This window comes from Paenibacillus sp. PastM-3, assembly GCF_029893965.1.
In the GTDB taxonomy this organism is placed as follows: domain Bacteria; phylum Bacillota; class Bacilli; order Paenibacillales; family Paenibacillaceae; genus Paenibacillus_AQ.
Genome location: NZ_JARXXP010000055.1, coordinates 1 through 12837, shown reverse-complemented (window position 1 = coordinate 12837; position 12837 = coordinate 1). Strand labels below are relative to the sequence as shown.

Annotated in this window: 8 protein-coding genes; all 8 read right to left on the bottom strand. The window is 52.8% G+C overall.

Going from position 1 to position 12837, the window contains the following annotated elements:
* Positions 1–119: 119 nt before the first annotated feature.
* A complete protein-coding gene (locus M2108_RS30790) occupies positions 120–338 on the bottom strand; it encodes a hypothetical protein (RefSeq protein ID WP_277473277.1) in 219 nt (72 codons plus the stop codon).
* A gap of 26 nt (positions 339–364) precedes the next feature.
* Positions 365–1444: a DUF5808 domain-containing protein gene (locus tag M2108_RS30785; RefSeq protein ID WP_277473276.1), complete on the bottom strand. Its 1080-nt coding sequence runs from the start codon at positions 1442–1444 to the stop codon at positions 365–367.
* A gap of 2 nt (positions 1445–1446) precedes the next feature.
* On the bottom strand, positions 1447–1842 hold the full coding sequence (locus tag M2108_RS30780) for a GntR family transcriptional regulator (RefSeq protein WP_277473274.1): 396 nt from the start codon (positions 1840–1842) through the stop codon (positions 1447–1449).
* Between the two features lie 154 nt (positions 1843–1996).
* Positions 1997–2503: a GNAT family N-acetyltransferase gene (locus tag M2108_RS30775; RefSeq protein WP_277473273.1), complete on the bottom strand. Its 507-nt coding sequence runs from the start codon at positions 2501–2503 to the stop codon at positions 1997–1999.
* A gap of 170 nt (positions 2504–2673) precedes the next feature.
* Positions 2674–7167 carry an S-layer homology domain-containing protein gene (locus M2108_RS30770; RefSeq protein ID WP_277473272.1) on the bottom strand — a complete coding sequence of 1498 codons (4494 nt, stop codon included), beginning with the start codon at positions 7165–7167 and terminating at the stop codon, positions 2674–2676.
* Positions 7168–7381: 214 nt separating this feature from the next.
* On the bottom strand, positions 7382–8101 hold the full coding sequence (gene treR / locus M2108_RS30765; RefSeq protein WP_277473271.1) for a trehalose operon repressor: 720 nt from the start codon (positions 8099–8101) through the stop codon (positions 7382–7384).
* Positions 8102–8234: 133 nt separating this feature from the next.
* The gene (gene treP, locus M2108_RS30760; protein WP_277473270.1) at positions 8235–10211 is read right to left on the bottom strand and encodes a PTS system trehalose-specific EIIBC component; all 1977 of its coding nucleotides are present in this window, start codon (positions 10209–10211) and stop codon (positions 8235–8237) included.
* 44 nt (positions 10212–10255) lie between these two features.
* Positions 10256–11971 carry an alpha,alpha-phosphotrehalase gene (gene treC / locus M2108_RS30755; RefSeq protein ID WP_481857225.1) on the bottom strand — a complete coding sequence of 572 codons (1716 nt, stop codon included), beginning with the start codon at positions 11969–11971 and terminating at the stop codon, positions 10256–10258.
* Between the last annotated feature and the right edge of the window lie 866 nt (positions 11972–12837).

The window sequence follows — 12837 nt, the reverse complement described above, 5'->3', positions numbered from 1 at the left end:
GTTCGCGGAGCGTCCACCCAAGTGAATACGTACATCCTACTCCAAACCAAGGGCCGTCCCAAGTAGCCATTTCATGGCTTTTGGGACAGCCCCTTGCTCTTTTTACTCCCGCTGAAAAGTTACTTTGCAGAAATCCCAAACTCTGTTCCGGCATAGGACGGCGAGTCCGCTTCCTCTGTTAACACTGTTACCGGGACAGCCCTTGACTGTGCCACCTCGGATGTATTCAGCGCCCCTGCAATATTCTCCATTGCATCAAGTGGTGTGTTATCGTCGCAGCCTGCCAGCAGCAGACATAAAATGAACAAAACCAGGATTATCCGCCGGCTTTTTATCATTTGAAGTTTCCCTCCAGACTTTCGCCTTATTTATTTATTACAGGCAAAATCAAGATAAATTCGATCACCGGAATGGCTGCCGTCGCAGCGACTATGATTTTACCGCGGGGATTGGCCATATTGATCGTCCAGCCGAAACCGTTAATGTTCGGAACAAGCAGCGCCGGATCCTCAGGATTCACATAAATGCTTCCGAGCCACTTCCAGTGCCTCTCCTCCATCGACGGAACGTCCCTTAGCTGATCAATACCTTTGATGCGCAGGTACAGCATGACGCCAGTCAATGCCAGGAAGAGCGCTGCAAAGAGCGACATGCCGGAGAGGAAGAGCAGATTTCCCTTCCAGCCGTACAATCCTATGGCTTGCGACACTCCTACGAATACAATCATTAGCAGCGAAGCGGCCCATGCCAAAATCGAATGGATCCGCTTATGCGCTAATTGTTTCTGCAGCGAGCCTTCCCGGTCCTGGGGATCCAGCGATGTCCTTGCGCGGCTGATCAGCCGGTTATAGCAGAGGAAAACGGTGATATTTAGCGCTTGCACCATGTTTAGTACGAACACAATCCACACGGATTTGTTAAAACTGAAATTCCCGAGAATCAGCACCTGCGGAATCGCATCCCACTTCGCAGCAGCGAAAAAGATGCACAGCCCCATCACGGCAGTATTTACGGTATACCACCACGGGCTTAACACCGGTCTCTGCATCCTTCCGGCCATAAGACTTGCTGCGCGCTTACTCTGCCGGGCAATCTCCCAGCCTCTGGCTGCTTTCAAGCGCACTGCGGACATCCGGCTGATCCACATGGCAAAGCCTGACCCTATGATTGAAAGCAAAATAGCTGCCGTCCAAATCAGAAGACCCCACGCAGGCAGATGGCGCAACCATAAAAAGCAAGCCCCTGCGCCGACAATGGCCGCAAAACCGCTGGTAAGCATAGCATAATTCCGGCGAATGGCACGGACGGCAGGATCCTGCCGGGCCTCCTCAGGCAGCACAATGCCGAACAGCACAGTCCGCAATCCGAGATAGACCTGTAAGCTAAGCATCAAAACGATCATTACATAAAGGCTGGATATCAAGATTACCGGTTGTTGTGCCAATGTTATTCCCCTCCGCGATTCGTAATAATATCCCGGTACACCGATCTGCTCTCCTGTGCGAATACCTCTTCCGCCATGCCTCTTACCGCAGCTGCCGCCGCAAGGGACCGCAGCTGCCGCCGGAGCTTCTCCTCGAATGCCTCTGTCACGCCGGGCATCCCGCCCGGCTGAACGATAACGCCTGTCTTCCGGTGTACTTGAAGCAAGCCCTCCTGCTTAAGCAGATTATAGGCTTTGTTAACGGTATGAAGATTGATCCCCAGGTCCTCCGCCAAGCTACGAATCGACGGAAGCGGATCCCCGGGCCGCAAGGCACCGGAGGCGATCCCTTCGACGATTTGGTCAACCAGTTGTGTATAGATCGGGGTTTCCGATTGCAGATCGAGCTCGATGAACAAAAACAGCCCTCCTTTATTGTTTGTTATATTACATATATAACATAGATAACAAAACTACTCAAGAGCAAATTGAAAATAATTCCATACAGCCAAATAAAACAGCAGCTGATTTTTTTGTCCAGCTGCCGCGTTGTCCTTATTCAATTAAGTTACACTATAGTGCCGGAATTTCTTTTTCCATAATAAAATCATCCATGACAAATCCATTCCCGATATCGGCTACTTGTTCCCGTACCGTCCGGAAGCCTTTTTTCTCATATACCGCAATACTGGATTCGTTATGACGATTGACCGTGAGCCAAATATGGCTCAGGCTCCGGTCTTTGCACAGCTTCTCCAGAAAAGCCAGCGCCTGGCTGGCATAGCTGCGCCCCCTGTGCTCCTTGCCTATGTAGAACTTGCTCAAGAAGAGCTTGCCTGCTTCCGGTCTGGCCGAAATATATCCGACTACGGAGTCGTCACCACGGATTATGTAATATTCATAGCCCTGATTAGAAATCTGATCCGTAATCGCTTGAACAGACTGGAACTTTTCAATCATGTAATCAATCTGCTCCATTGTAATAATGGAAACGTAATATTCGCGCCATATTTCCCCCGCCAACCGGGCCACCTCAGCAGTTTCTTCCGCTGTATTCACCTGCGAAAACAAAAGTTTCATAGCATGCGCCTGCCTTTCCCGGATCTATTGCCCTATCATATTAATTGAATATTATATATTCATAGAAGCTCAGTCGCAACTTTGTCTATTTATGACGTCAAAAAGCGTAGCCTGCAGATCCCGTCCGCAGGCTACGCTTCTAACACCACCTCACCGTTACATCACGCGGCTCAAGATTGCTCCGCCCCCCACGCCCGGATCAGCCGGGCAAAGACCACCGCAGCTTCCGCCCGGCTCGTTTCTCCCTTCGGATCAGCGTAACCGCCCGGCTTGCCGCTCAGAATACCTGCCGCCGCAACAGCCTCTACCGCTTCCTTCGCCCACGCATTCACGCTTCCGGCATCGGTGAAGTCCGGCGACGTAATGGCACGCGGCTTATAGCCCTTGGTTGCTGTATAGTTATACAGCATTACAGCCATCTGCTCGCGTGTAATCACAGCATCCGGGCTGAACAGCCCCTGCCCCGTTCCGTTAATTATGCCGCTTTGGGCAGCCCAGGCTACCGCAGGAGTATACCACTGTCCTGCAGCGGTATCCCTGAATGCCGGTGCTGCATAGCTGCCAAGGTCCACTCCCTCCAGATTAGCCAGCACCCGGGTGAACATCGCCCGGGTCATCGGCGTCCGGGGGTCGAACAGCTCCTTGCCAGTACCTCCGAACAACCCGCGCGCCGCCACAAAAGCTATATCCTGCGCCGCCCAATGGGCAGAAGGCACGTCATGAAAAATGTGACCGTTATATACAACGTCATAAGTGCCGGTAGCCGCAGCGGCGAAGGTCACGCTGTTGCCGTCTGCTGCAGCCAGCGGCAAGATAACGTCTTTTCCGTTTTCTTTTTTAACTACGGTATACTCGTTAATATTACGGCCTTCGGTTAACTCAACAGGCAGCGTAATGGTCAGCGGATAACCGGGCTCCGAATAGACTGCCGGTTTGCCGTCCTTCAGCAGTTCGATGGTATAGCTGCCTTTGCGGATGTGGAGCGCCAGCAAATCGCCGTACTTCTTGTTCATCATCTGCAATGTAGAGCTAGGAAGAGTTGCGCTGCCATATCCGCTTTTAATGATAAGCTTCGCTGTCCCCATCGCCGCTGCGGAGAACTGAACCGTCAGATTATCAATGCCGTCCGCATTGATGATCAGCTCGCCGCTGCCGCCCAGAGCCGTCCCGATTTGTCCCTCGCTGAGGAGCAGGCTGTAGCCGCCATTCTCATTTTTGCTAAGCGTACCGCTTAACCCGTTCAGGGAAATCTGCAGTGAATCAGCAGCTTCTTCTGCCTGCACGCCGCCAGGGGTTGCCGGGTTCTCCGGCTGGCTTGGAACGGGCTTGCCGTCCGGCAGCGCGATATCCTCTGTATTAAACATGAAGATTAGCCGCTCGCTGGTGGAAATGTCCGGAATATCCGTGATCTGCGAGAGCGTTTTGCTTCCCAGGCGAAGCGTCAGAACGGCATTGCTGCCCACACCCGCTGCCTCCTGATAGACAATCCGGTTATCGTATTTGGGAGAAGCCAGGAAGAACGGGCCGACTCCGCTGGAGCTCAGGATGAACCTTTCATTGTCACCAATCTCGGTGGCATCCGCCTTGATCAGGTTGTAGTCCCCTGACTTCTCTTCTTTTACCGATAGATACTTGTTGTTCTCAAGCAGCAGGATCGAATACGTGCCGTCCTCGCCTGCTATCAGCTGAAAGAACGGAGCATCCTTTTTCATCGAGCTGGTAGTAAGCTCACCATTGGCATTGACTGTATAATACGAGTTCAGGGTCTCGGCAGCTTTTTGACCGTTAACGGTACTCCAGTTTCGCTGATACAAGGGCTCCCAGCGCGTCCGCATCTGAAAATACGGCCCGGCTGCCTCAGACTGCGGCTCCCCGTTGTAATAGGTCAGTGTGCCAAAGTTCAGGTTGTCAAAATGCACCATGCCCTGGGGACGCATTGCCGCCGCCGCCCGGGCCGTCCAGGTCATATCCACACCGTCTGCCTTGCTGTAAAGCGCCAGTCCCTGCTCAAAAACAGGTCTCAGCTCGCCCCGGTTCAGCCCGTTGTTCTCCATATCAAACCCTGTCCCGTAATACCCTCTCCCGGTATCGCCGAACACATTCGGCATTGCTGTAAAAGGAACCTCCACCCCGGACAATTCCTGTGAATACAGATTGTATTTGGCTGAATACTCAAAAGCCTTCGCCAGCCTGTTATCATACAGAGAAGCTAAATCCTCATTCTGGTTAGCGGCAATCAGGCAGATTTCCGCCATATAACCAAGCGCCAGCATCGCATGGGCCTGATCACGGCCAGTCTCCATCGTCTGCCCCGAGTCGTTCACGTAAGCGAAGATAGAGCCATTCGTATGAATATCCTGATAAAAGCCCATCGCGCGCTCAAAAATCCCCGGATTGTCACACAGCACACCAATCGCCATCATACTGACAATAGCAGCCGCATCCCAGTTACCGTTGGCCAGCATCGGAACCGCCGCATCCTGGATGACAGGATAGACCACATTCAGCATCATAGCCTGCAGCGCCGCAAAGTCCTCATCACTGTACCCGCTGTACCCGCCGCCGTAATACCGGATAATCTCCGCAGCACTCGCATACTTGTAGGCATTGATGCCCGCTCCCAGAATTCTGTCCCTGCCGTCAATCACCTTCAGCGTTTTTGCCCACTCACTCAGCATGCCTGCAGCAATGTCCGCATACTGATCGTCTCCCGTAATGACCCACTGCAGGGCGTTGAAGTACGCGGCATTGCCTCCTTTTTCAAAATAGCCGATGTTACCGGAATCAGAAGGAGCCCCTCCACGCCCGACCTTGGAGAACACCTTGGTCTGATAACCGGAGCTGGCTACCCCGTAAGGAACACTGTCCGTCATTCTCCGGTAATCGGAGTACCAGGGCTCTTGTTTAGCCTGTACATGCGCCTTCATGTCCTCCAGGTCTTGCATACTTAGCAAAATCCCCGGATGGCTGAAGATACGGATATTCACATCCGCCTTCGCGCTATAACCACTTCCGTTATATTCAACCGTATACGCATGAGTGCCGGCGCTCAAACCCTGCAGCTTCACCTGCATGAGGCCATCCGAATAAACCGCGTCAGATACCGTACCGTTAATCTTATAACCGGCAGGGTCCGTATCCCCGTTCACGGGCTTCCAGAATAGAGCAGCAGTATCTCCGGTTACCTTCTGGCTGATTTCCAGCGGGTCTTTTCCCGTAACCTGTTCAAAATAAAACCGGTACTCCGTATTCTCAGCGGCCCTCCCGCTGCTCTGCATGGCATTAGCAGTCATTGTCACATTAAAGCGGCTGAAGTTGCCGTCATCCCTCATGGTGGACAGATGCGACCAGATCCGGTAGAAGCCGGATTTCGTATACTGATCCACATAAAAACGCTCGTTCCACCCCGCTACTGCTGCCGATGCTGTAATCTCGAACGTCCTGTCCGTACTGACGCCGCTCGCCGCGCCGCTTATAATATTGAAATAACGGTGGGTATTGTCCATGAACTCTTTTTCCGTAAAATAGTTCTGGATGGTCAGATATTTCCCGGTATCCAGCGACTTGATGGAATAAGCCGTTCTGGTCGCCCCGGCCTCCGGCTCCTCATGATCCACCGTCGCAAAATAATCAAGCACATACAGAGCGAACGCAGAGGCCTCGCCGGGATCAGCGGTAAGCGACAGCTTTTCCGTCACCGGGTCTGCTTTTACATACTGTCCATCCCCGTTCCTCATCTTAAGGATCATCGCCGCAGTCTGGCTGTTACTATAGTAATCTCCCAGGTCTGAACCGGTAATTTGGGACGGAAGCTCCATAATCTCCAGATTGTCCATCGCTGTCTGCAGCGTTAACCGGGCCTCGTCAACCTCTGCCTGCGTTGCATCGTTTATACTTAAAGCTTTGGCCTGATGGAGTGCCGCCATAAATATCGCCCAGCTTTCCCGTGTGTATACGGTTTCAATTAATTGCTCTGCTTGCCCAATCAGCGCGTTCAGTGCGGCTCTGTCGTTTACAACCGGATGACCCAGCGTAACGTTCAGGACAGGTCCCGGAAAACCTGAAGTGTTTCTTGAGGAAAATAACTCACTGGCACTAACCGTATTGTCCTCCGCTTTTGCCGTCGTGAGATGAATACTTACCGTTTTTCTTCCGTAGTTTAACGCATTGCGGAAGATGGGAGACAGATCAACGGTAAGATTCTCTTCACCGGTTGATGTGACCGCCCGGGTAACCGCCGGAGCGGCGGCGATTTCATAAGGACGGGTGTTGTACGTAACATTGGTCACTGTCCACTCGTTATTTGTGTCACGCAGTACAGATTCACTTTCCGTAAAGACCAGTTCGTTCGGCGCATGTGATTTTCTGAAGCTAAGCTGCATTGTCATTTCGTCCGGATCATACCGGCCCGTATCAATGGAGGACAAATCAAACTTCAGATAAGCATGACGGGACTTTCCATAGATTAATTTGGCTGCGTTCAGGCTTGTTCCCAGGGCATTGCCCTGACCGTTAAAATTGGACACAAAGGCATCCTGCGCCGCCGGAAAAGCTAAGGCTGTCCCCGCAGACGCAGCATTAACTCCCGGACCCGTAAACAAGGAAGTCACCGGCAGACAGATACACAGCAGCACGGACAAGAATGGCTTCAGGTAGGTTTTCATGATCGCTCTCCTTTTGTGTTAAAATGCAAGGCCGTTATTTATGAATACGCTTGCAATAGTACCATAGAAAGCAGGCGCTCCATATGCGGCTTTTTTAAGCTTGATGCGGTTTTTTTTAAGAAGCTTCACAGAATGAAGCCTTGTTTTTTCGTTGTGAAAATAAAAAAAAAGCACCCCGGCCTGTCGGCACTCAGGATACTTTTTTGCTGCTTATTTACCGCCGCACCCGTCTGGCAAAATCCACGAACTGGAACTTGTCCAGCCGGTGCCTGGATTCAGTGTACTGGAACAGCACAGTGTTCTCCAGATAGACGTAGTTCCGTACGACAACGATATGCGTGTATTTCTTCAGATCAAGCAGCCGGTGGTCCTCCTCTGTCGAGGTCTCTACGGAGATCAGTTTTTTGGCATAGCTGATCTTCAGCCCGAGCTCCCCTTCCAGATATTCATAGATCGAGCCTGCGGCAATGTCCCTGCTCAGAAACGGCACAATATCCGCCCGGAAATAGTCCTTGTCCAGAATAATCCGTTCCCCTTCAATCTCTCTGGCCCGGATGACCTTCCAGATCATGGCATCCTCCGGAATCTGCAGCTGCCTGGCTAGTATGGAGCCGGCCGGCTCCTGCACGGTCTCTTCAACCAGGGTCCGGGACGGGCCGCCCAGCGTGTCAGCCATCTCTTTGAAGGAAATGAGGCCGGTCACGGGAAAATCCATCCGGGTCATATCCAGCACAAACGAGCCCCGGCCTTTGATTTTGTGGATGTAGCCTTCCCGGAACAGCAGATTAAGCGCTTTGCGCACCGTCTCCCGGGAGGTACCGTAGCTTTCGGCAAGCTCACTTTCGGACGGCAGCTTGGCCCCCGGCTGAAGCTGGCCGGAATGAATCCGGCTGCTGTATTCATTATAGATTTGCAGATAGATATTTTCTCTCAATGTTGATCACCGTCCTATATTGTATCATGCAATGCCGAAGGAAGCATCGCTTCAATTGTGGACAAGGCGTAACAGAAAAACAGCCCCGAAAGGGCTGTCCATCTGCAGTCATTCTTTACCGGTGCGGGCTCGTTCAGCCCTTAAGATGAATAGTCAGGATACCGGTCTGCTTGGCTGTCGCCGGTCCGGTCTTCTCTTCAATCCGTTCTACCATATCCTGTCCGGCAGGAATAATAATCGGCGTAATGACCGGAAGACCGGCAGCACGGATTGCATCCATATCGAACTCCAGCAGCAGCTCGCCTGCCCGGACCTTGTCACCGATGTTCCGGTGCGAGGTAAAGCCGCTGCCTTTAAGAGACACCGTATTGATTCCCACATGAATGAGCACCTGTACGCCGCTGGCATGTTCCAGAATTAGCGCATGCTTGCTCTTGATCACATGGGCCACTGTAGCATCAAACGGAGCAAAGACCTTACCGTCAGACGGCTCAATTGCAATCCCTTCACCCATCTGCTTCTCGGCAAAAGCGGGATCAGGAACCTTGTCCAGCGTTACTGCCGTTCCGGTTATCGGTGCAGCCAGCTCCAGGATGTTCACTGGCTCCTGCGAGGCCTGCACAGAGCTGCGGCTGCTGAGTTCATTGCTCCCGTTCACCGCGCCAGTCCGGGCAGTCTCAGCCGGCTGATTCTTTTTAGCACGCTGCACAGCTATACGGCCATACAGCATAGTGGCGCCAAACGGCACAATCAGCACAATCGCCATCCCGACAAAGAACACGCCCCACTGGTTCGGGAAAATCGACAGGAAGCCGGGAATCCCGCCTACCCCGATGGACGAGGCCCGAACGTTATTAAGCGTCAGCAGCATGCCGGCCAGCCCGGAACCGATCAGCCCGAAGAAAAACGGATAACGGTAACGGATGTTAACCCCGAAGATCGCCGGCTCTGTAACGCCGAGGAAGGCGGATACAGAGGAGGTGACGGCAAGCCCTTTGGCCTTTTGCTCCCGGACGAGGAAGAACATCGCGAGTGCGGCAGCCCCCTGGGCAATGTTGGACAGCGCCAGCATCGGCCAGAGGAAGGTACCGCCTTCACTGCCGATCAGCTGGACATCGACGGCAAGGAACGTATGGTGCATCCCGGTGATGACCAGCGCGGAATACAAGCCGCCATAGATCAGACCTCCGAGCAGTGCAAAGTGGTCGAAGATATAAACGAGACCGTCCGTAATCGCATTACCGATGGCAAACGTAAGTGGTCCGATAATGGTAAACGCCAGAAAGCCTGTGATTAACAGCGCTACCGGTGCAACGACCAGCAGTTTAATGGAATCATGCACCCGCTTGTTCAGGAATTTCTCAATGACGGCCAGAATATAGGCTGAGACCAGAACCGGCAGCACCTGACCCTGGTAGCCTATCTTCTCAATATGCCAGCCGAACAGATTCCAGGTTGGAACGGTTCCTTCCAGTGAAGCATTGGCATAGCTGTAAGCACTCAGCAAATCCGGATGCACCAGGATCAGGCCCAGTACAATCCCAAGCAGCGGACTGCCCCCGAAGCGCGTAACTGCAGCCCAGCCGATCAGTGCCGGCAGGAAGGTAAAGGCCGTGCTGGCAATGGTGTTGATAATGGAAGCAATATCGCTCCAGGCCGGATAGACCTGAACCAGCGACTGTTCGTCAAAAAAGATGCCCGGTCCGGTCAGGATATTATTAATCCCGAGCAGCAGACCCGCAGTAACGATGGCCGGAAGAATCGGAATAAAAATATCGGCCAGCGTCTTGATCGCCCGCTGCAGCGGGTTCTGCTTACGGGCGGCCGCCGATTTCACCTCATCCTTGGAGGCGCGGGACCCGCCGGTAATCTTGATCATTTCATCGTAGACGGTATCGACCGTCCCCGGTCCAATTACGATCTGGAACTGTCCCTGGGTCGAGAACTGCCCTTTGACCAGCTCATTGCGGTCCAGCGCTGCCGAATCCACCTTGCTCTCGTCATAGAGCGAGAATCTCAGCCGGGTTACACAGTGTGTGGCAACCTCGATATTCTCCTTGCCCCCGACGGCCCGGACAATATCCTCTACATTTTTGCGGTCTATGGCCATGTGATCACTCCTTACCTGCTGTAGTTATAATGATGAAATATATATTATTTGCGGATCAGCCACATGTAGGAGGCATATGGGCTAAGCGGAAGCTCCTGCGCTAAGTCCGGGGCTTCTGCCGTATTCCCGATTAGCAGCTGCTGCCCGCTGCTGTCCTTAAGCTCTGCCCATTGCTTGTCGCCGAAGCGGAAGGTGATTTCTTTTCTGCTGAAGTTCGAAACGACCACCAGTGTCGCTCCTTCTGCCTGTCTGGCATAAGCGAACACCTCAGGATGGGCCTCATCCAGTCTGCTGAAGCTCCCTTCCACAAACACATCATGCTCTTTGCGCAGGGCAATCAGTCTGCGGTAGTGATGGAGGATGGAGCCGGGATCGGCGAGCTCTTTGCGCACATTGATATCCGGGTACCGCTCATCCACCTTGATCCACGGTGTTCCGTTAGTGAAGCCGGCATTCGGGCTGTCATCCCACTGCATCGGCGTCCGGGAATTATCGCGTGAACGCTCCTGAAGGATGCTGAGCGCTGTGCCCGGCTTTTTACCCTGCTCCTGCAAAATCCGGTACATGTTCAGCGACTCAATATCGCGGAATTCCTCAATGCTCTTCCAGATCGGGTTAGGCATGCCAATCTCTTCACCCTGATAGACATAAGGAGTACCCTGCATGCCGTGCAGCGTTGTCGCCAGCAGCTTCGCGCTTTCCACACGGTAGGCTTTATCGTCGGTGAACCGGGAAATGGCCCGCGGCTGATCATGGTTGTTGAAGAACAAGGCATTCCAGCCTCCACCCTGCTGCATACCGGTCTGCCACTGCGTGAACAGCCGTTTCATCGCCTCAAAATCATACGGCATCAGCTCCCACTTCTGCCCGTTCGGATAATCCACCTTCAGATGATGGAAATTGAATGTCATGGAGAACTCCCGCTCCTCGGGACTGGAATACCGGATGCAATGCTCAAGCGTTGTCGAGGACATCTCCCCGACCGTTACCATCTCATACGGCCCGAACACCTCATTGTACATCGCCTTGATGAATTCATGGACCCGGGGTCCATCGGTGTAGAACTTGCGTCCGTCTCCCGGCGGCACACTGCCGTCATCATCAGGGAAGCGCTGGTCCTTGGAGATGACGTTAATGACATCCATCCGGAAGCCGTCTACACCCTTTTTAGCCCAGAACAGCATCATATCATTCACTGCCCGGCGCACCTTCTCATTCTCCCAGTTGAGGTCTGCTTGCGTTTTATCATACAGGGTAAGAAAATACTGCCCCGACGCTTCATCAAACTGCCAGGCCGGACCGCCGAACTTCGATTGCCAGTTGTTGGGCAGCCCGCCATCCGGGCCCGGGTCCTTCCAGATATAATAGTCACGGTACGGGTTGTCCTTGCCGGAAGCAGCCTGCTTGAACCACTCATGTTCAACCGAGGTATGATTGACCACAATATCGGTCATCAGCTTCATGCCGCGCCGGTGCAGCTCCTGGACAAGCTCGTCAAAGTCCTCCATCGTGCCGAAGTCCGGATTAATAGCCTCGTAATCGGCCACGTCGTAACCGTTATCATGTTGAGGCGAGACATACACCGGCTGCAGCCAGACAATATCAATGCCAAGCTCCTGCAGGTAATCCAGCTTCTCTGTAAGCCCTTTAATATCTCCTGTTCCGTTGCCTGTCGTATCCTTAAAGCTCTTAGGGTATACCTGATATACCGTGGACCGGCGCCACCATTCCGAATACCGGGTCTGTGTCAAATGAAGCACCTCCAGAATTTGGTTCTCTTCCAATCATTTAAACTTGTATATACAAGATCAAACACTCCACACAGTTTAAACCTGTATATACAGGTTGTCAATAGGTTTAGGGGTGGACAGGCACAGGGGGCTCGTTTGCGGGTGGTTAGGGCGATGGACGGATTAGTGGGATTTTTTTCCTTAATGGGGCTCGTTTGCAGACGGATGCACCGGATTAGTGGGATTTTTCCCCCTAATGGGGCTCGTTTGCAGACGTTTGGGTCAATTTAGTGGAATTTTTCCCTTTAGTGGAGCTCGTTTGTGGGCGGATGCGCTGGATTAATGGGATTTTTCCCCTTATTGACCCTCGTTTGCAGACGTTTGGGTCAATTTAGTGGGATTTTTCCCTTTAGTGGAGCTCGTTTGTGGGCGGATGCGCTGGATTAATGGGATTTTTCCCCTTATTGGGGCTCGTTTGCAGACGTCTGGACCAATTTAATGGGATTTTTCCCCTTATTGGGGCTCGTTTGCAGACGTCTGGACCAATTTAGTGGGATTTTTCCCCTTATTGGGGCTCGTTTGCAGACGTCTGGACCAATTTAGTGGGATTTTTCCCCTTAATGGGGCTCGTTTGCAGACGTCTGGACCCATTTAGTGGGATTTTTCCCCCTAATGGGGCTCGTTTGCAGACGTTTGGGTCAATTTAATGGGATTCCCCCCCTTAATGTGGCTCGTCTGCAGACGGATGAGCCGATTTAGTGGGATTTTTCCCTTTGGCGCGGAGCAGTTTACGCATATGTCCAATCGAGTAGGAGGGGGCGGCAAGCCCCCGTCCTCTCACACCACCGTACATGCGGGTCCGCATACGGCGGTTCCAAAAGGTTAACAAAGCTCCA

Bases quoted from the DNA above. Each gene is read 5' to 3' on its own strand.
- M2108_RS30790 (WP_277473277.1), bottom strand. From the start codon at position 338: ATGATAAAAAGCCGGCGGATAATCCTGGTTTTGTTCATTTTATGTCTG.
- M2108_RS30775 (WP_277473273.1), bottom strand. From the start codon at position 2,503: ATGAAACTTTTGTTTTCGCAGGTGAATACAGCGGAAGAAACTGCTGAG.
- M2108_RS30770 (WP_277473272.1), bottom strand. From the start codon at position 7,167: ATGAAAACCTACCTGAAGCCATTCTTGTCCGTGCTGCTGTGTATCTGT.
- treP (WP_277473270.1), bottom strand. From the start codon at position 10,211: ATGGCCATAGACCGCAAAAATGTAGAGGATATTGTCCGGGCCGTCGGG.